At 71.5% G+C, this 18,974-nt stretch carries 15 protein-coding genes; 1 reads left to right on the plus strand and 14 read right to left on the minus strand.

Features of this window, described 5'->3' with window-relative positions; all coding sequences use genetic code 11:
• Nucleotides 1-8: 8 nt before the first annotated feature.
• Nucleotides 9-752, minus strand: coding sequence for a TraR/DksA family transcriptional regulator (locus ACGFXC_RS21700; RefSeq protein WP_393715106.1), 744 nt, complete (start codon nt 750-752; stop codon nt 9-11).
• Between the two features lie 548 nt (nt 753-1,300).
• On the opposite strand from ACGFXC_RS21700, the gene ileS reads away from it, so the two are divergent.
• Nucleotides 1,301-4,447 carry an isoleucine--tRNA ligase gene (ileS, locus tag ACGFXC_RS21705; RefSeq protein ID WP_393715108.1) on the plus strand — a complete coding sequence of 1,049 codons (3,147 nt, stop codon included), beginning with the start codon at nt 1,301-1,303 and terminating at the stop codon, nt 4,445-4,447.
• Nucleotides 4,448-4,597: 150 nt separating this feature from the next.
• On the opposite strand, the gene ACGFXC_RS21710 is transcribed toward ileS, so the two are convergent.
• From ACGFXC_RS21710 to ACGFXC_RS21770, 13 genes are all read right to left on the minus strand, one after another.
• Nucleotides 4,598-5,809, minus strand: a complete 1,212-nt coding sequence (locus ACGFXC_RS21710; protein ID WP_393715110.1) for a DivIVA domain-containing protein — start codon at nt 5,807-5,809, stop codon at nt 4,598-4,600.
• Between the two features lie 82 nt (nt 5,810-5,891).
• Nucleotides 5,892-6,188 carry a YggT family protein gene (locus tag ACGFXC_RS21715; RefSeq protein WP_030155988.1) on the minus strand — a complete coding sequence of 99 codons (297 nt, stop codon included), beginning with the start codon at nt 6,186-6,188 and terminating at the stop codon, nt 5,892-5,894.
• A gap of 59 nt (nt 6,189-6,247) precedes the next feature.
• Nucleotides 6,248-6,865 (minus strand): cell division protein SepF, encoded by a 618-nt coding sequence (locus tag ACGFXC_RS21720; RefSeq protein WP_393715112.1) that lies wholly within the window; start codon nt 6,863-6,865, stop codon nt 6,248-6,250.
• Nucleotides 6,866-7,034: 169 nt separating this feature from the next.
• On the minus strand, nt 7,035-7,754 hold the full coding sequence (locus ACGFXC_RS21725) for a YggS family pyridoxal phosphate-dependent enzyme (protein ID WP_393715114.1): 720 nt from the start codon (nt 7,752-7,754) through the stop codon (nt 7,035-7,037).
• Complete coding sequence (gene pgeF, locus ACGFXC_RS21730; RefSeq protein ID WP_393715116.1) at nt 7,741-8,490, minus strand: peptidoglycan editing factor PgeF; 750 nt, start codon at nt 8,488-8,490, stop codon at nt 7,741-7,743. The genes ACGFXC_RS21725 and pgeF overlap by 14 nt, the downstream gene beginning before the upstream one ends.
• Entirely contained in the window at nt 8,487-9,686 is a 1,200-nt protein-coding gene (gene ftsZ / locus ACGFXC_RS21735) for a cell division protein FtsZ (protein WP_393715118.1), read from the minus strand. The genes pgeF and ftsZ overlap by 4 nt, the downstream gene beginning before the upstream one ends.
• A gap of 279 nt (nt 9,687-9,965) precedes the next feature.
• Nucleotides 9,966-10,805, minus strand: coding sequence for a cell division protein FtsQ/DivIB (locus tag ACGFXC_RS21740; RefSeq protein ID WP_393715120.1), 840 nt, complete (start codon nt 10,803-10,805; stop codon nt 9,966-9,968).
• A 17-nt stretch (nt 10,806-10,822) separates the two neighbouring features.
• On the minus strand, nt 10,823-11,917 hold the full coding sequence (murG, locus tag ACGFXC_RS21745) for an undecaprenyldiphospho-muramoylpentapeptide beta-N-acetylglucosaminyltransferase (RefSeq protein WP_393715121.1): 1,095 nt from the start codon (nt 11,915-11,917) through the stop codon (nt 10,823-10,825).
• 6 nt (nt 11,918-11,923) lie between these two features.
• Nucleotides 11,924-13,282: a putative lipid II flippase FtsW gene (gene ftsW, locus ACGFXC_RS21750; RefSeq protein ID WP_393715123.1), complete on the minus strand. Its 1,359-nt coding sequence runs from the start codon at nt 13,280-13,282 to the stop codon at nt 11,924-11,926.
• A gap of 73 nt (nt 13,283-13,355) precedes the next feature.
• Entirely contained in the window at nt 13,356-14,783 is a 1,428-nt protein-coding gene (gene murD, locus ACGFXC_RS21755; RefSeq protein ID WP_393715125.1) for a UDP-N-acetylmuramoyl-L-alanine--D-glutamate ligase, read from the minus strand.
• Nucleotides 14,765-15,835 carry a phospho-N-acetylmuramoyl-pentapeptide-transferase gene (gene mraY, locus ACGFXC_RS21760; RefSeq protein ID WP_393715127.1) on the minus strand — a complete coding sequence of 357 codons (1,071 nt, stop codon included), beginning with the start codon at nt 15,833-15,835 and terminating at the stop codon, nt 14,765-14,767. Before mraY ends, murD begins: the two co-directional genes overlap by 19 nt.
• Entirely contained in the window at nt 15,832-17,256 is a 1,425-nt protein-coding gene (gene murF, locus ACGFXC_RS21765) for a UDP-N-acetylmuramoyl-tripeptide--D-alanyl-D-alanine ligase (protein ID WP_393715129.1), read from the minus strand. The genes mraY and murF overlap by 4 nt, the downstream gene beginning before the upstream one ends.
• Nucleotides 17,253-18,947: a UDP-N-acetylmuramoyl-L-alanyl-D-glutamate--2,6-diaminopimelate ligase gene (locus tag ACGFXC_RS21770; RefSeq protein ID WP_393715131.1), complete on the minus strand. Its 1,695-nt coding sequence runs from the start codon at nt 18,945-18,947 to the stop codon at nt 17,253-17,255. Before ACGFXC_RS21770 ends, murF begins: the two co-directional genes overlap by 4 nt.
• Nucleotides 18,948-18,974: the final 27 nt, after the last annotated feature.

The following is an 18,974-nucleotide window of genomic DNA, read 5'->3' on the forward strand; positions in this document are numbered from 1 at the left end:
TGCCCGCGCTAGTGCCTCCGCTCCTGCTTCTGCTTGCAGTCGACACACAGGGTGGCCCGCGGGAAGGCCTGCATCCGCGCCTTGCCGATGGGCTTGCCGCAGTTCTCGCAGAGGCCGTACGTGCCCGCCTCCAGCCGTTCCAGGGCCCGCTCGGTCTGCTCCAGCATCGAGCTGGCGTTCGCGGCCAGGGCGAGCTCGGACTCCCGGGTGATGTTCTTGGTCCCGGTGTCGGCCTGGTCGTCGCCCGCGCCGTCGCCCGAGTCCCGCATCAGGCCCGTGATGGCCACTTCGGAGGCGTCCAGCTCGGCGCGCAGCCGAAGCACCTCCGACATCAGCTCCGTACGGGCCTCGTCGACCTCCTGGGCGGTCCAGGGCTCCTCCCCGGGCCGTACGGCGAGCTCCCCGGGCGGGGTGGCCGCCGTGGCCCGCGCCTTCGGGAGCCCGCTGGTGGCCGCAGTGGCCGCCTTCCTGGCCGTACCCGCAGTCTTCTTGGCAACCACTTTCCGAGCTCCCGTCTTCCGCGCGGCCGGGGCCGCCCCCTCGGTCGTGGCCTTCTTGGCCGCGGCCTTGCCCGTGGTGCCCTTCGCGGCCGCCTTCGCGGGCGCCGCCCTGGTCTTGGCCGCCGCTCCGTCGACCGTGGCCGGTCCGGCGGCGGCGCTCTTCGCGGCGGCCGCGGTCTTGCGTGCGGCCGCCGTCTTCTTCACGGCCGCCGCGGTCTTCCCGGCCGCGCCCGTCGTCTTCTTCGCCACCATGGCAGCGGCCCCTTTTCACCTACTGTGATCTGGTTCGCGAATCGTGCCGGAACGATAAATCGGCGCCGACCACACGGCAACGGGGCACGCGTCCATCGAGGTCAACCTGCATCCGTTGTGCCCAGCCCGGGGCCCGGTAATCCGCTCCGGCCGCCCCGGTGGATCCCGTACGGGGCGATCAGCCCATCCGGGTCACCCCGCGCCCGCCGGAAAGCCGGTGGGCCGAGCCGGGCACCGGCCCGTACACTGGGCGCAGCGAGAGGCATGGATGGGGACGCGTAGCGTCGGACGCAGCCAGGAGCGACCCGGGGACGGTGAGAGCCCGGGGGCGAGCGCGACGTGAAGGATCACCCCGGAGCCGCCGGAAGAACGCCGTACGGATTCCCGTAGGGCCAGTAGAACCGGCTTCGCACCCCAATGAGGGGGCCACCGGCGCGTCCGGCGGCCAAGGAGGGTGGTACCGCGGGAGCAGCACGTCCCTCAGGAAGAGGGCGGCTCTCGTCCCTCCGGACGGAAGTGACATCCCGCCGGAGGAAGAGTTCAGCCTCATGACCACACCGCCGCAGTACCGCCCGGTACCCGCCCAGGTCGACCTGCCTGCCCTTGAGCACGCGGTCCTCGACTTCTGGCGGGAGAGCAAGACCTTCGCCAAGACCCTGGAGCAGTCCGAGGGCCGCCCCGAGTGGGTGTTCTACGAGGGCCCGCCCACCGCGAACGGCATGCCCGGCGCGCACCACATCGAGGCCCGCGTCTTCAAGGACGTCTTCCCCCGGTTCCGCACCATGCGCGGCTACCACGTGGCCCGCAAGGCCGGCTGGGACTGCCACGGTCTGCCCGTCGAGCTCGCCGTCGAGAAGGAACTCGGCTTCAACGGCAAGCAGGACATCGAGGCGTACGGCATCGCCGAGTTCAATGCCAAGTGCCGCGAGTCGGTGACCCGCCACACCGACGCGTTCGCCGAGCTCACGACCCGCATGGGCTACTGGGTCGACCTGGACGACGCCTACCGGACCATGGACCCCGAGTACGTCGAGTCCGTGTGGTGGTCGCTGAAGGAGATCTTCAACAAGGGCCTGCTCACCCAGGACCACCGCGTCGCCCCCTGGTGCCCCCGCTGCGGCACCGGCCTCTCCGACCACGAGCTGGCGCAGGGCTACGAGACGGTCGTCGACCCCTCGGTCTACGTCCGCTTCCCGCTGACCTCCGGCCCGCTCGCGGGCGAGGCGGCGCTCCTGGTGTGGACGACGACCCCCTGGACGCTGGTGTCCAACACCGCCGTGGCCGCGCACCCCGAGGTCCGCTACGTGGTGGCGACGAACGGCGAGGAGAAGCTCGTCGTCGCCGAGCCGCTGCTGGAGAAGTCCCTCGGCGAGGGCTGGGAGGCCACCGGCGAGTCCTTCACCGGCAAGGAGATGGAGCGCTGGACCTACCGGCGCCCCTTCGAGCTGATCGAGTTCCCGGCCGAGGCCCACTACGTCGTGAACGCCGAGTACGTCACGACCGAGGACGGCACCGGTCTGGTCCACCAGTCCCCCGCCTTCGGCGCCGACGACCTCGCGGTCTGCCGCGCGTACGGCCTGCCCGTCGTGAACCCGGTCCGCCCCGACGGCACCTTCGAGGAGGAGGTCCCGCTCGTGGGCGGCGTGTTCTTCAAGAAGGCCGACGAGAAGCTGACCGCCGACCTCGACGCGCGCGGCCTGCTCTTCAAGCACATCGCCTACGAGCACAGCTACCCGCACTGCTGGCGCTGCCACACCGCGCTGCTCTACTACGCGCAGCCGTCCTGGTACATCCGCACCACCGCCGTCAAGGACGCGATGCTGCGGGAGAACGAGAAGACCAACTGGTTCCCGGACTCGGTCAAGCAGGGCCGCTTCGGCGACTGGCTGAACAACAACATCGACTGGGCGCTCTCCCGCAACCGGTACTGGGGCACCCCGCTGCCGATCTGGCGCTGCGAGGAGGACCACCTCACCTGCGTCGGCTCCCGCGCGGAGCTGAGCGAGCTGTCCGGCACGGACCAGTCCGCCCTGGACCCGCACCGCCCGTACATCGACGCCGTCACCTTCACCTGCACCCACGAGGGCTGCTCGCTGGAGGCCGTCCGCGTCCCCGAGGTCATCGACGCCTGGTACGACTCGGGTTCGATGCCGTTCGCGCAGTGGGGCTACCCGTACAAGAACAAGGAGGTCTTCGAGAAGCGCTACCCGGCGCAGTTCATCTCGGAGGCCATCGACCAGACCCGCGGCTGGTTCTACACGCTGATGGCGGTCGGCACGCTCGTCTTCGACAAGTCCAGTTACGAGAACGTGGTCTGCCTGGGCCACATCCTCGCCGAGGACGGCCGCAAGATGTCCAAGCACCTCGGCAACATCCTCCAGCCGATCCCGCTGATGGACCAGCACGGCGCCGACGCCGTCCGCTGGTTCATGGCGGCCGGCGGCTCCCCGTGGGCGGCGCGGCGCGTCGGCCACGGCACGATCCAGGAGGTGGTCCGCAAGACCCTCCTCACGTACTGGAACACGGTCGCCTTCCAGGCCCTGTACGCCCGCACCTCGAACTGGGCGCCGTCCGCGGCCGACCCGGCCCCGGCGGAGCGCACGGTGCTGGACCGCTGGCTGCTGTCCGAACTGAACACCCTGGTCTCGGAGATCACCGGGGCGATGGAGGCGTACGACACCCAGCGCGCCGGCAAGCTCCTCTCCTCCTTCGTCGACGACCTCTCCAACTGGTACGTGCGCCGCTCGCGCCGCCGCTTCTGGCAGGGCGACAAGGCCGCGCTGCGGACCCTGCACGAGGTCGTGGAGACGGTGACCCGGCTGCTGGCCCCGCTGACCCCCTTCATCACGGAGCGGGTCTGGCAGGACATGGTCGTCCCGGTCACCCCGGACGCCCCGGAGTCGGTGCACCTCTCCTCCTGGCCGGAGGCGGACACGGCGGCGATCGACCCGGTCCTGTCGCAGCAGATGCTGCTGGTGCGCCGTCTCGTGGAGCTGGGCCGCGCGACCCGCGCGGAGTCCGGGGTCAAGACCCGCCAGCCGCTCTCGCGGGCGCTGGTCGGCGCGGCAGGCTTCGACGCGCTCTCGCCCGACCTCCGGGCGCAGATCACGGAGGAGCTGAACGTGTCCTCCCTGGCCTCCCTCTCGGAGGTCGGCGGGTCGCTGGTGGACACCACGGCCAAGGCCAACTTCCGTGCGCTGGGCAAGCGGTTCGGCAAGGGCGTGCAGGACGTCGCGAAGGCGGTGGCCGCGGCCGACGCGGCGGCGCTGTCGCTGGCCCTGCGGTCCGGCTCCGCCGAGGTCGAGGTGACCGGGGAGCCCGTCTCCCTCACCCCGGAGGAGGTCATCATCACGGAGACCCCGCGCGAGGGCTGGTCGGTGGCGTCCGACTCGGGCGCGACGGTCGCCCTCGACCTGGAGATCACCCCGCAGCTGCGGCTGGCGGGCCTGGCCCGTGACGCGATCCGCCTGATCCAGGAGGCCCGCAAGAACTCCGGTCTGGACGTCGCCGACCGCATCGCCCTGCGGTGGTCCTCGACGGACCCGGAGGTCGTGACGGCCCTGACCGACCACGCGGCCCTGATCGCGGACGAGGTCCTCGCCACGGACTTCGCCTCCGCCGAGCCGGACGCCGCGTACGGCGCCCCGTTCACGGACGAGCCGCTGTCCCTGACGTTCGCCCTCCGCAAGGCCTGAGCACCCCGGAACGGCCCGCACCTCCCCTTGGAGGTGCGGGCCGTTCCGCGTTTCCCCCCGCCCCCGGGTACGCGAAACGGGCCGGGCCCGGGTCCCCCGCAGGGGAACCGGGCCCGGCCCGTCAGACTGCCGACAGGGGCGGCGCGCCGCCTAGTTGTCGTCCTCGTCGATCAGGAAGCCCCGCATCGGAGACGGCGCCTGCTGCATCGGCTGCGGCGCGGCCGGCCGCACCGGGGCCATCGGCTGCGTCATCGCCGGGGACATCTGCTGCTGGCCGCCGTACGACGGACCGCCCATCGGGGAGGGGCCGCCCATGGGGGACGGGCCGCCCATGGAGTGGCCCATCGCGCCGGCCGGAGCCATCGACGGGGACGGCGACGGCGGGAGCGCCGGACCGGCCGGGTTCCGCGGCGGGGCCAGGGAGTCGTCGGCCTGGGTCTCCAGCTGGCGCAGCTGCGACTCCAGGTAGGACTTCAGACGCGTGCGGTACTCGCGCTCGAAGCCGCGCAGGTCCTCGACCTTGCGCTCCAGCGTGGCGCGGGCGGACTCCAGGGAGCCCATCGCGACGCGGTGCTTCTCCTGCGCGTCCCGCTCCAGCGCGTCGGCCTTGGCGCGGGCGTCCCGCTCCAGGCCCTCGGCGCGCGAACGGGCCTCGCCGACGATCTTGTTGGCTTCGGAGCGCGCCTCGGCGATCGCCTGGTCGGCGGTCTGCTGCGCGAGCGACAGGACGCGGGCGGCGCTGTCGCCACCGGGGCCCTGCTGCGGGAGCTGCGGCGGCTGCTGCATCTGCTGCATGGGCTGGCCCATGGGCTGCATCTGCTGGCCCATCTGCTGGCCCATCGGCTGCATCTGCTGGCCCATCGGCTGTCCGAGCGGGTTCTGTCCGCCCATGGACTGCTGCTGCATGGGCGGCTGGCCCATCTGCTGCTGCTGCTGTGCCATGGGGTGCTGGCCACCCATGGACTGCTGCTGCATCGGGTTGCCCATCTGGCCCGGACCCTGCGGTCCGTGTCCACCGGGGCCGGGGGGCAGCTGCGGCTGGCCGCCGGGCAGCTGCGGCGGGCCCATCTGCGGCTGCTGCTGCTGCGGCGGGCCGGATATGGCCGCGGGCACGGGGGCGCCCGGGCCTCGCTGGTCCTGGGGCTCCGGCTTGCGCATGTTCTGCTGCTGCTGCTGGTTCTGCGCGGCGGCACGCGTCGCGGCGGCCAGCTTGGCGCGCAGGTCCTCGTTCTCGCGCAGCAGGCGCGTCAGTTCGGACTCGACCTCGTCGAGGAAGGCATCGACCTCGTCCTCGTCATAGCCTTCTCGGAGGCGGACGGTCGTGAACTGCTTGTTCCGCACGTCCTCGGGGGTCAGCGGCATGTCTTCTTCACCTCTACGTAGTCGTCGGCAGTCGGCAAGACCGTATCGGGACTGTCCCCGCGCCCGCGGGGAAGCACATCGTTCACACGCTTCTCGCAGCGGTGCTCACGAAACTGATGAGGATGTAAACGATGATCATCAGAACGAAGAAGGACAGGTCGAGTGCCACGCCCCCGAGACGCAACGGCGGGATGAAGCGCCGGAGAAGCTTGAGCGGTGGATCGGTGACAGTGTAGGTGGCCTCCAGAACGACCACCATCGCCTTGCCGGGTGTCCATGAACGTGCGAACTGGAACACGTAGTCCATGACCAGTCGGAAGATCAGCACGATGAGGAAGCACATCAGCGCGATGTAGACCACTTGTAGTGCGACGCCCATCCCGCGCTTCCCTCTCCCCGTTCTCGCTCTGTTCCCGGTCCCGTGTCTGACGGATCGGTCTAGCTTTGGTTGAAGAACCCGCCCTCCGCGATGCGGGCCTTGTCCTCCGCCGTGACATCGACGTTAGCAGGCGACAGCAGGAACACCTTCTGTGTCACGCGTTCAATACTGCCGTGCAGACCGAAGACGAGGCCGGCGGCGAAGTCGACCAGACGCTTCGCGTCGGTGTCGTCCATCTCCGTGAGATTCATGATCACCGGAGTGCCCTCACGGAAGTGTTCCCCGATGGTACGGGCCTCGTTGTAGGTCCGGGGGTGCAGCGTCGTGATGCGGTACGGCTCCCGCTCGGAGACGACCTTGGGCATGATCACGGGGGCGTTCTTCTCCAGGTTGGTGCGGTCAGGTGTGATGGATGCCACGGGGGCAATTCGCGCGGGACGTCCGTTTTCTGACGGAATTGGGAGGGGCTCCCGCGGCGCCGGAGGCTGTACCACTCGTACCGGTTCGTCCGGTACGGGCGATTGGTGCACGGGCTGCTGTCGGCGGTCCCGGTCCCGCACGCGCTCCGGTTCCGGCTCGGGCTCGAACTCGTCATCGGGGTCGTACCCCGGGTTGTCGTACCGGTCGTCCTCCACGAGGCCGAGGTAGACCGCCATCTTGCGCATCGCGCCGGCCATTCTCCGAGTCCTCCGCTCTGTGGTGGATCGCCCTGTCGCAGGTGTCGCTGTGTCTGTCAGCAAGTCGCTGTGTCACCAAAGTCACCAACTGCCCGCGATCCACGTGGCCTATCCGCTCATCTGCGGAAATGACCATATTTTCTGCTGTGGTCCGACTTTCTTCGCGACGTTACCCGAGCCGGGGTCTCGCGCCGAGTACCGCAGTGCCGACGCGTACATGTGTCGCACCCGCCAGCACGGCCTGTTCCAGGTCGGCGCTCATTCCGGCCGACACCATCGTGGCAGCCGGATGGTCCGCGCGCAGGCCGGATGACAATTCCACCAGCCGCTCGAAGGCCGCCCGTTCGCGTCCCGCGTAAGGGCCCGCCAGCGGAGCCACCGTCATGAGACCGTCGATCCGCAGCCCCGGCGCGGCGGCCACGAGGCCGGCCAACTCCGGCAGCAGATCGGGGGCGGCGCCGCCGCGGGCCCCGCGCTCCCCCGATTCGGCGTCGAGCGCGATCTGCACCAGACACCCGAGTTCCCGCCCCTGCGCCTCCGCGGCCGCCGACAGCGCGGCGACGAGCTTCGGCCGGTCGACGGACTGCACGACCTGTGCGTAACCCGCCACCGAACGGACTTTGTTCGTCTGCAACTGGCCGACGAAGTGCCAGCTCAGCGGCAGATCCGCACAGGCCTCCGCCTTGGGGGCGGCGTCCTGGTCACGGTTTTCCGCAACATGACGGACACCCAGGTCCGCCAGCAGTCGTACGTCGCTCGCCGGGTAGGTCTTGGTGACCACGATGAGGGTCACCTCCTCCCGCTCCCGGCCGGCGGCCGCGCAGGCGGACGCGATCCGCTCCTCCACCCGCGCGAGGTTCTCCGCGAGTTCCGACTTACGGTCTGTCATCGATCCGTTCCAACCACACATATCCGGCGAGCCGCCCGGTCACCCGGTCACGGCGGTACGAGAAGTGGTCCCGCGACTCCAGTGTGCAGACCGGCGAACGGTGGCGGTGCGCCACCCCCGCCTCCGCGAGCTGCGCGTGCACCCCGGCGACCACGTCCACGGCCGGTGTCCCCCAGCTGGTCTCGGCCCGGGCGGCCGGCACCGCGGCGGCGACCGCCTCCCGCATCTCTGCGGGCACTTCGTAACAGCGCCCGCAGACGGCGGGCCCGGTACGGGCGACCATCCGCGCGGGGTCCGCGCCGAGAGCCACCATCGCCTCGACCGCGGCCGGCACCACCCCGGCGACCAGCCCGGGCCGCCCGGCGTGGGCGGCCCCGACGATCCCGGCGACGGGATCGGCCAGCAGCACCGGGGTGCAGTCGGCGGTGAGCACCGCGAGGGCGAGCCCCCGGCGGGCGCTCACCACCGCGTCCACCGCGGGGGCCGGGGCGCCGGCCGGCCAGGGGCCGTCCACCACCGTCACGTCCCGCCCGTGCACCTGGTTCATCCAGACGACCAGGTCCGGGTCGATGCCCAGCTCCCCCGCCGCGGCGGCCCGGTTCGCGCGAACGGCGGCCGGGTCGTCTCCGACCGCGCCGCCGAGATTGAGCTCCTCGTACGGAACGGCGCTCACCCCGCCCCACCGGTCGGTGAAGGCGAAGTGGGCGCCGTTCTCGCTGTGCTGCTCCGATGTCACTTCAAGAAGTCCGGGACATCCAGCTCTTCGGCCGGGCTGTCCTGGTACGGACGGGCCGTCGGGACCTGCGGCGCGGGCGCCGGCTCGACCGGGATCTCCACCGGAGCCGGGGGCTCCTCGCGCGGGGTGACCGAGCCGAGTCCGCCGAAGGCCGGGCGGACCGGCTCCGGCGCGCGGGCCGGCGCCGGGGCCGGCTCCTCGCGCTTGGTGGACGCGGCACCGATGACGTTGTCCCGGCGGGCCGGGGGCTGGCCCCCGTCGAACCCGGCCGCGATGACGGTCACGCGGACCTCGTCGCCGAGCGCGTCGTCGATGACGGCGCCGAAGATGATGTTCGCCTCGGGGTGCGCGGCCTCGCTCACCAGCTGCGCGGCCTCGTTGATCTCGAAGAGACCGAGGTCCGAGCCGCCGGAGATGGAGAGCAGGACGCCCCGCGCCCCGTCGATGGAGGCTTCCAGCAGCGGCGAGGAGATCGCCATCTCGGCGGCGGCCACCGCGCGGTCGTCGCCGCGGGCCGAGCCGATGCCCATCAGTGCCGAGCCCGCCTCGGACATCACGGACTTGACGTCCGCGAAGTCGAGGTTGATCAGACCCGGGGTGGTGATGAGGTCGGTGATGCCCTGGACGCCGGAGAGCAGGACCTGGTCCGCCGACTTGAAGGCGTCCAGGACGCTGACCTGGCGGTCCGAGATGGACAGCAGGCGGTCGTTGGGGATGACGATGAGGGTGTCGACCTCTTCGCGGAGCTCGGCGATGCCGTCCTCCGCCTGGTTCGCGCGGCGCCGGCCCTCGAAGGTGAACGGCCGGGTGACCACACCGATCGTCAGGGCGCCCAGCGAGCGCGCGATGTTGGCGACGACGGGTGCGCCGCCGGTACCGGTGCCGCCGCCCTCGCCGGCGGTGACGAAGACCATGTCGGCCCCCTTGAGGACCTCCTCGATCTCCTCGCGGTGGTCCTCTGCCGCCTTGCGACCGACGGCCGGGTTGGCTCCGGCGCCGAGGCCCCGGGTGAGTTCGCGGCCGACGTCGAGCTTGACGTCGGCGTCGCTCATCAACAGCGCCTGGGCGTCCGTGTTGATGGCGATGAACTCGACGCCCTTGAGACCGACCTCGATCATTCGGTTGATGGCATTGACACCACCGCCGCCGACACCGATGACCTTGATGACTGCGAGGTAGTTCTGCGGTGCTGCCACGTCGAAGGCCTCTCGCCTCGAGTTACGTGTCGCCGCCTCGCGGGCCTGCGGTGCGACGACTGATGCCGAAATTGGGACGGTCCGTACGCGCCGACCCGAACCCTAAACCTCAAGTTTAGGGTGAGGAGTGTGTCTGTTCCTTGGACTCTTCCGAACAGGACACTAAGTCGACAAGTAGCGCGGGTTCAACGAACACGCCGAACCTCCCGTTTTTCTTTTCACCCTATGTGATCACCCGTATCGGTGGCCAACCAGGGTGCTTCGCTGTTCGACCCGACGTCAACTCCCGGACACCGCAGGTGCGGTGGGGACGCTCACGTCGAAGTGGTCAGCCTTGGGCGCCGCTTTGAGCAATGCGGTCAGCGCGCGCCCCTTCGCCTCGCCCAGTTCACCGCTCCCCCACACCACCGTGCGCCCCTTCGTGAGCTCCAGCAGTACCGAATCGTACGACCGCACCTTGACCTGCAAGGTCTCCTTCGCGACGGCCTCCGGGAGGCTCCCCGCGATGCCGACCGCCTCGCGCAGCAGCCGCTCCTCGTCGAAACGCCGGGCGCTCGGCGAGCGCTCCGCGGCCAGTTCGAGGACCGGAACGCCGGCCGGCGCCTGTCGGACCGTGTCGAATCGCACACCCGTCACGTCCACTTCGACGAACTCCGCGTCCTTCTTGATGAGCAGGACGGGTTTGCGTTCCGTCACTTTCAGCCCGATCGCGTGCGGCCAGGCGCGCACCACGTCGACCGAATCGATGCGGGGCAGCCGGGACCGCAGCCGGCCCGCGATCTCGTCGGTGTCGACCCCGACGAGGGGCGCGCCGACGGGCACGGCCGCGGCGGCGAGGACCTGCTCGGGGGTGAGCACCTCGGTGCCGGAGGCCGTGACCTTCTCGACGCGCAGCCAGGAGGAGCCGTAGAGCACCCAGGTGCAGCCCGCGGCGAGGAGCACCGCGGCGGCGAGGGCCGCCAGGAGGGTGACCCGGCGGCGGCCGCCGCCGGGCCCCCGGGGGCCGTTGCGCCCGGCCCGGCCGCCGGGCCGGGGCGGACGGGCCGGGCGGCCGGGACCCTTGCCCCCGCGGCCCGGCCGGTCGGAAGTGCCGCGCTGTGCCGTCGTCGCTCCGGCCACTCCTGTGCCTCCTGGGTCTAGCGGTTGCGTGCGGCCGCGATCGCCTCGTAGACCAGTCCGACGAGCAGGTCGTCGGCGTCCCGGCGGCCGAACTCGGCGGCCGCGCGGGACATCTCGTACAGGCGGTGCGGATCGGACAGCACCGGAATGATCTGGCCGAGCACCCATTCGGGCGTCAGCTCCGCGTCGTCGACGAGCAGGCCGCCGCCGGCCTTGACCACCGGCTGGGCGTTCAGCCGCTGTTCGCCGTTGCCGATCGGCAACGGTACGTACGCGGCCGGCAGCCCGACGGCGGAGAGTTCGGCGACGGTCATCGCGCCCGCGCGGCACAGCATCATGTCGGCGGCGGCGTACGCGAGGTCCATCCGGTCCACGTACGGTACCGGGACGTACGGCGGCATCCCGGGCATGTTGTCGACACGCGGCAGTTCGTTCTTCGGGCCGACCGCGTGGAGGATCTGGATCCCGGAGCGCTGGAGGGTCGGGGCGACCTGCTGGATGGTCTCGTTCAGCCGCCGTGCGCCCTGCGAGCCGCCGGAGACCAGCAGGGTCGGCAGGTTGGGGTCCAGGCCGAAGGCGGCGCGCGCCTCGGGCCGTACGGCGGCCCGGTCCAGGGTGGAGATGGACCGGCGCAGCGGGATGCCCACGTAGCGGGCGCCGCGCAGCTTGCTGTCCGGGGTGGACACCGCGACGGCGTGCGCGTAGCGGGAGCCGATCTTGTTGGCCAGCCCGGGGCGGGCGTTGGCCTCGTGGACGATGATCGGCACCCCGAGCCGTTTGGCGGCGAGGTAGCCGGGCAGGGCCACGTAGCCGCCGAAGCCGACGACGCAGTCGGCCTTGGTGCGTACGAGGATCTCCTCGGCGGCCTTGATGGTGCCGCGCAGCCGTCCGGGGACGGTGATCAGCTCGGGCGTCGGCTTGCGGGGCAGCGGTACGGCGGGGATCAGCCCCAGCTCGTAGCCGCGCTCCGGGACGAGCCGGGTCTCAAGGCCGCGTTCGGTACCGAGGGCGGTGATGCCCACGGTCGGGTCCTGCCTGCGCAGGGCGTCCGCGAGGGCGAGCGCCGGCTCGATGTGGCCGGCGGTCCCCCCACCGGCGAGTACGACATGCACCGAAATTCACCGCTCTCCGGACGGACGCCTCTTGACGCGCCGTCTCATCGACTTCCATATCGGCCCGCTCCGCTGCCGGCCGGACTTCGGCCGGCGCATCGCGAGCGCCGCTCGCGCCGCCGGCTCCTCCCGCGCGAACGCGATGAGCAGTCCGACCGCGAACATGGTCGGCAGCAGGGCCGACCCCCCGTAGGAGAACAGCGGGAGCGGAACCCCGGCGATCGGCAGCAGACCGAGCACCGCACCGATGTTGATCACGGCCTGCGCCGTGATCCACGTGGTCACGCCTCCCGCGGCATACCGTACGAAGGAGTCCTCCGTGCGTCCGGCCACGCGGATACCCGCATAGCCTAGGGCCGCGAACAGGGCGAGCACCGACAGCGTCCCCGCCAGCCCCAGTTCCTCGCCGGTGATGGCGAAGATGAAGTCGGTGTGGGCTTCGGGGAGTTGCCCCCATTTTTCCACACTCGCGCCCAGGCCGGAACCGAACCATCCGCCCGATGCGAGGGCATAGATCCCGTGGACGGCCTGCCAGCAAAGGTCGTTCTTGCCCGGGTCTGTCGCCCCCAGGCAGGCGAGCCGGTCCATGCGGTGCGGGCTGGTCTTGATGAGCAGTGCGACGATCACACCCGCGAAGACGAGGACGCCCGCGAACATCCGGGTCGGCGCCCCGGCGAGCCAGAGCAGGCCGAACAGGACCGCGCCGAGGATCATCGCGGTGCCCATGTCCCCGCCGAGCATGATGAGCCCGAGCAGCAGGAAGGCCACCGGGACCAGCGGCACCAGCAGGTGCTTCCACTGGCTCAGCAGCCCCTTCTCGCCCTTGCGGGCCAGCAGGTCGGCGCCCCACAGGATCAGGGCCAGCTTGCCGAACTCACTGGGCTGGAGCATGAACGGACCGCCAAGGGAGATCCAATTCTGGTTGCCGTTGATCGAGACCCCTATCCCGGGGACCTGGACCAGGGCCATCAGGAACAGGGTGCCGGCGAGCACCGGATAGGACAGCGCCCGGTGCAGCTTGACGGGCATCCGGGAGGCGGCGAAGAGCAGGACTGCGCCGATCACGGCGGCCAGGAACTGCTTCTTGAAGAAGTACGCGTCCCCCAGCCCGAGCTGGAGGGCCTTGATCATGGAGGCCGAGTAGACCATCACCAGGCCGAGCCCGGTCAGCAGCAGCGAACTGCCGAAAATCAGGTAATACGCCGTGAGCGGGCGGTCCCAGGCCTTGTTCAACTGCCGCTGCGTGCGCCGCAGCCGCTCCAGCGGCCCGGACCGGGCGGGCCCCCGCGCGGCGGCGGGGCGTTTGCGGCCCTGCGCCTTCACCGCGGACGGCCGCCGCCCGGGCAGCATCTGCTTGGCCGGCATCTGTGATCTTCCCCTCCACTCGTACGAGGCGAGCGGCCGGGTCGGGCAGGAGGGAGTCCTGCCCCGGATCGACCTAGGCGCTCTCGGCGGCCAGTTCGCGCACGGCGTCGGCGAACGCGTCCCCACGCTTGTTGTAGTTGGCGAACATGTCCATCGAGGCACACGCGGGCGCCAGCAGGACCGTGTCACCGGGCTCCGCGAGCCGGGCCGCCTCCCGGACCGCTGCGAGCATCGCCCCAGTGTCGGTCCGTTCGAGGTCGACGACCGGGACCTCGGGGGCGTGTCGCGCCAGCGCCTCGGCGATCAGCGCCCGGTCGGCGCCGAGGAGCACCACCGCGCGCAGCCGGCCGGCGGCACCCCGTACGAGCTCGTCGAAGGTCGCGCCCTTGGCGAGGCCCCCGGCGATCCAGACGACCGGTTCGAAGGCCGCCAGCGAGGCCTGGGCCGCGTGGGTGTTGGTGGCCTTGGAGTCGTCGATGTAGGTGACCCCGTCCACCTCGTCCACGTGCGCGACGCGGTGCGCGTCGGGGCGGAAGTCGCGCAGGCCGTCGCGGACGGCGCGCGGCGGCACGCCGAAGGCGCGGGCCAGGGCGGCGGCGGCGAGGGCGTTGGCGATGTTGTGCGGGGCCGGCGGGTTGACGTCCTTGACCTCGGCGAGCTCCTGGGCGTTCTTCTGCCGGTTCTCGACGAACGCGCGGTCCACGAGGATGCCGTCGACCACGCCGAGCATGGAGGGGCCGGGGGCGCCGAGGGTGAAGCCGATGGCGCGGCAGCCCTCCTCGACGTCGGCCTCGACGACCAGGGCCTCGGTGGCGGGGTCGGAGACGTTGTAGACGCAGGCGACCGTGTTGCCCTCGTAGATGCGGCCCTTGTCGGCGGCGTAGGCCTCCATCGAGCCGTGCCAGTCGAGGTGGTCCGGGGCCAGGTTGAGGACGGCCGCGGAGTGGGCGCGCACGGAGGGCGCCCAGTGCAGCTGGTAGCTGGAGAGCTCGACGGCCAGGACGTCGTAGGTCTCCTCGCCGGTCACCACGTCGATGATCGGGGTGCCGATGTTGCCGACGGCGGCGGTCTTCAGACCGGCCGCCCGCAGGATCGACGCGAGCATCTGGGTCGTGGTGGTCTTGCCGTTGGTGCCGGTGATCGCGAGCCAGGGCGCGGCGTTCTCGCCGCGCAGCAACCAGGCGATCTCGACGTCGCCGACGACGTCCACCCCGGCCTTGGCGGCGGCCTCGAACAGGGGGCTGTCGGGCTTCCAGCCGGGCGAGGTGACCACGAGGCCGGTGCCTTCGGGGAGGGTGGCCGCGTCGCCCAGGCGTACGGAGATGCCCGCCGCCTCCAGCTCCGCCGCCCTGGCCCGGTGGCCCTCGCCGTCGCCGCCGTCGACGACGGTCACCGAAGCGCCGAGGCCGGCCAGGGCGCGGGCGGCGCTGACGCCGCTCACGCCGAGACCGGCGACGGTGATGTTCCTGTCCTGCCAGGAGGTCACTTGTCTGCTGCCCATCCCGCGTAGAAGAGACCGAGACCGACGATCACGCACATGCCCTGGATGATCCAGAAGCGGACCACGACGAGGACTTCGGACCAGCCCTTGAGTTCGAAGTGGTGCTGGAGCGGGGCCATCCGGAAGACCCGCTTGCCGGTCATCTTGAAGGAGCCGACCTGGATGACGACCGACATCGTGATGAGCACGAAGAGGCCGCCGAGCAGGGCCATCAGGAACTCCGTGCGGGAGCAGATGGCCAGGCCCGCGAGCGCGCCGCCGAGGGCGAGCGAACCGGTGTCACCCATGAAGATCTTGGCGGGCGAGGTGTTCCACCACAGGAAGCCGAAGCAGGCTCCCATCAGGGCGGAGGCGACGACCGCGAGGTCCAGCGGGTCGCGCACCTCGAAACAGGCGTTCGGATTGGTCAGGGTCTGCGCGTTGACGCAGGACTCCTGGAACTGCCAGACGCCGATGAAGGTGTAGGCGCCGAAGACCATCACGGCGGCGCCGGTGGCGAGGCCGTCCAGGCCGTCGGTGAGGTTCACGCCGTTGGACATGGCCAGGATCATGAAGAGCGCCCAGACCACGAACAGCACCGGGCCGATCGACCAGCCGAAGTCCGTGACGAACGACAGCTTCGTGGAGGCCGGGGTGAGTCCGCGCGAGTCCGAGAACTGCAGCGCGAGCACCGCGAAGGCGATGCCGACGATCAGCTGGCCGGCCATCTTGGCCTTGGCGCGCAGACCGAGCGAACGGCGCTTGACGATCTTGATGTAGTCGTCGAGGTACCCGACCACACCCATGCCCGCCATCAGGAAGAGGACGAGCAGACCGGACATGCTGGGCGATTCGCCGGTGATGACCTTCGTCGCCGCGTACGCGATGAGCGTCGCCAGGATGAAGGAGATGCCGCCCATGGTGGGCGTGCCCTTCTTCCCGGCGTGGCCGCGCGGGCCGTCGTCGCGGATGAACTGGCCGTAGCCCTTGCGGGCCAGCAGCTTGATCAGGAGGGGGGTGCCGATGACGGTGAGGAACATACCGATGACACCCGCGAACAGGATCTGCCTCATCGGCCGGCGACCTCGCCCTCGCTGTCGAGCAGCGCCTGCGCCACCCGCTCCAGGCCGATGGACCTGGAAGCCTTCACCAGCACGACGTCCCCCGGGCGCAGTTCACTGCGCAACAGGTCGACCGCCGCCTGCGCGTCGGACACGAGCACCGACTCCTCACCCCACGAACCCTCGTTATATGCGCCCAGTTGCAGCCAGGACGCTTCCCTGCCCCCGACTGCCACGAGCTTGCTCACGTTGAGCCGGACGGCGAGCCGTCCCACCGCGTCGTGCTCGGCCAGTGCCTCGTCGCCCAGTTCGGCCATGGGGCCGAGCACCGCCCACGTACGTCCCCCCCTGGCCCTCGCGGAGTCACCCATCGCGGCAAGTGCGCGCAGGGCGGCCCGCATGGACTCGGGATTCGCGTTGTAGGCGTCGTTGACGATCGTGACGCCGTCCGCGCGCTCGGTGACCTCCATCCGCCACCGGGACAGCGTGCCCGCCGCGGAGAGCGCGGTGGCGATCTCTTCGACGGACATGCCCAGGACATGGGCGACGGCGGCCGCGGCGAGCGCGTTCGACACGTGGTGCTCACCGTACAGCCGCAAGGTCACATCGCTGCACCCGGTCGGGGTGTGGAGTGTGAACGAGGCCTGTCCCGCCGGTGTCATCCGCACCTCGGTGGCCCGGACCTCGGCGTCCTCGGCCTCCCCGAAGAAGATCGTGCGGGCCTTCGTACGGGTCTGCATCGCGCGGACCAGGGGGTCGTCGGCGTTGAGGACGGCGACCCCGCCCTCCGCGGCGCCCGGCAGGGCCTCGACCAGCTCTCCCTTCGCCTGGGCGATGGCCTCGCGGCCGCCGAACTCGCCGATGTGGGCGGTGCCGACGTTCAGCACGAGGCCGATGCGGGGCGGGGTCAGACCGGTCAGGTAGGCGATGTGGCCGATGCCGCGGGCGCCCATCTCCAGGACCAGGTGCCGGGTTTCGGCGGTGGCCTTCAGGGCCGTGAGCGGCAGGCCGATCTCGTTGTTGAGGGAGCCGGGTGTCCACACTGTGGGCGCGTGGTGCTGGAGCACCTGGGCGATGAGGTCCTTGGTGGAGGTCTTGCCGGCCGAACCGGTCAGCGCCACCACGTCGGTGCCCAGGCGTTCGACGACGGCCCGGGCGAGGGCGCCGAGGGCCTTCTCGACGTCGGGCACCACGATCGCCGGTACGCCGACGGGGCGGGCGGCGAGGACGGCCGCGGCACCGGCCGCGACCGCGCGCTCGGCGTAGTCGTGGCCGTCGACGTGTTCGCCGTCGAAGGCGGCGAACAGGCTGCCGGGCTCCACCTGGCGGGAGTCGATGACGACGGGGCCGCCGATCCGCACCGAGGGATCCGGTATGTCGTGGGGCCGCCCGCCGGTGATGTCGGCGATCTCGGCGAGGGAGAGGTCGATCACTGGTTCACCTCGGCCTGTCGGGCGCTGCGCTGCTGGGTCTCGATGGCCGCGCGGAGCACGGCGCGGTCGTCGAAGGGGCGTACCACGCCCGCGGTGTCCTGGCCCTGCTCGTGGCCCTTGCCCGCGACGAGGACGGTGTCCCCGGCCTCGGCGCGCGCGACGGCGGCGGCGATGGCCGCGGCCCGGTCGGCGTCGACGAGGACGGCGGCGCGCTCGGCGGGCGGCACGGAAACGGCGCCCCCGAACATCGCCGCGAGGATCGCGAGGGGGTCCTCGGAGCGGGGGTTGTCGGAGGTCAGGACGGCGGTGTCGGCGTACCGGGCGGCCGCGGCGCCCATCGGGGCGCGCTTGGTGGTGTCGCGGTCGCCACCGCAGCCCAGGACGATGTGCAGCCTGCCGGTGGTGACCTCGCGCAGGGCGCGCAGCACCGACTCGACGGCGTCCGTCTTGTGCGCGTAGTCGACGACGGCGAGGTACGGCTGGCCCGCGTCCACCCGCTCCAGGCGGCCGGGGACCCCGGGGACGGCGGCAACGCCGTCGGCGGCGGTCTGCGGGTCGATCCCGGCGACGGCGAGCGTGACGATCGCGGCGACGGTGTTGGCGACGTTGAACGGGCCGGGCAGCGGGGCGGTGGCCCGTACGCGCTGCCCCTCGGGCCCGACCAGGGTCAGGGTGGAGTCCATGTGGCCGCTGACCACGTCCTCGGCGCGCCAGTCGGCGCCCGGGTCGCCGGCGGCGGAGAAGGTGACGACCGGGATCGTCGCCTCCTTGGCGAGGCGGCGGCCGTACTCGTCGTCGAAGTTGACCACCCCGAGGCGGGCGCGGCGCTCGGTGAAGAGCTGCGCCTTGGCCTGGAAGTAGTCCTCCATGTCCGAGTGGAACTCCATGTGTTCCGGGCTCAGGTTGTTGAAGACCGCGACGTCGAAGACGCAGCCGTCGACCCGGCCCAGGACCAGCGCGTGGCTGGAGACCTCCATCGCCACGGCCTCGACGCCGCGTTCGCGCATGACGGCGAACAGGGCCTGGAGGTCGGTGGCCTCGGGGGTGGTGCGCTCGGACTTGATGCGCTCGTCGCCGATGCGCATCTCGACGGTGCCGACGAGCCCGGTGGCGCGCCCGGCCGCGCGCAGGCCGCCCTCGACGAGGTAGGCGGTGGTGGTCTTGCCGGAGGTTCCGGTGATGCCCAGCTGGAGCAGTCCTCCGCCGGGCCGGCCGTAGATCTCGGCGGCGAGCTCCCCCATCCGGCCGCGCGGGTCGGCGACGGTGAGGACCGGCAGGCCGGTCGCGGCGGCGCGCCCGGCGCCGTCCGGGTCCGTCAGCACGGCGGCGGCGCCGAGGGCGGCCGCCTGCGCGGCGAAGTCCGCGCCGTGCGCGCGGGCACCGGGGAGGGCGGCGTACAGGTCGCCGGGGCGCACGGCACGGGAGTCGTGCGTGATGCCGGTGACCTGGGTGGCGCCTGGATCAGGGAGGCCCAGCAGGATGGCCAGCGCGCCCAGGGGGGTCGGGCGGGCGGACACGGGCCGGGGCGCTCCCGGCGGCGCTGCCGGGGCGTCTTTCTGGGCGGTTCTGGGCTGATCAGCGTGGGACACGGCGGTGAGCGTACCGGGCGCGGCGGGCCGCTCGCGAAGCGAGGGCCCGCCCCGGGCGTCGGCGGCCGACTGGTTCCCGGGTTTCGGGGTGATCGTTGTCACTGATGGTGCCTCACGCGTTTCTGGCCG

Source organism: Streptomyces sp. NPDC048507 (genome assembly GCF_043199995.1).
GTDB lineage: Bacteria > Actinomycetota > Actinomycetes > Streptomycetales > Streptomycetaceae > Streptomyces.

What these genes read in the sequence shown, in the direction of transcription:
- ACGFXC_RS21700 (WP_393715106.1), bottom strand. Translation starts at nt 752, where the DNA reads ATGGTGGCGAAGAAGACGACGGGCGCGGCCGGGAAGACCGCGGCGGCC.
- ileS (WP_393715108.1), top strand. Translation starts at nt 1,301, where the DNA reads ATGACCACACCGCCGCAGTACCGCCCGGTACCCGCCCAGGTCGACCTG.
- ACGFXC_RS21710 (WP_393715110.1), bottom strand. Translation starts at nt 5,809, where the DNA reads ATGCCGCTGACCCCCGAGGACGTGCGGAACAAGCAGTTCACGACCGTC.
- ACGFXC_RS21715 (WP_030155988.1), bottom strand. Translation starts at nt 6,188, where the DNA reads ATGGGCGTCGCACTACAAGTGGTCTACATCGCGCTGATGTGCTTCCTC.
- ACGFXC_RS21720 (WP_393715112.1), bottom strand. Translation starts at nt 6,865, where the DNA reads ATGGCCGGCGCGATGCGCAAGATGGCGGTCTACCTCGGCCTCGTGGAG.
- ACGFXC_RS21725 (WP_393715114.1), bottom strand. Translation starts at nt 7,754, where the DNA reads ATGACAGACCGTAAGTCGGAACTCGCGGAGAACCTCGCGCGGGTGGAG.
- ftsW (WP_393715123.1), bottom strand. Translation starts at nt 13,282, where the DNA reads ATGCCGGCCAAGCAGATGCTGCCCGGGCGGCGGCCGTCCGCGGTGAAG.
- murD (WP_393715125.1), bottom strand. Translation starts at nt 14,783, where the DNA reads ATGGGCAGCAGACAAGTGACCTCCTGGCAGGACAGGAACATCACCGTC.
- mraY (WP_393715127.1), bottom strand. Translation starts at nt 15,835, where the DNA reads ATGAGGCAGATCCTGTTCGCGGGTGTCATCGGTATGTTCCTCACCGTC.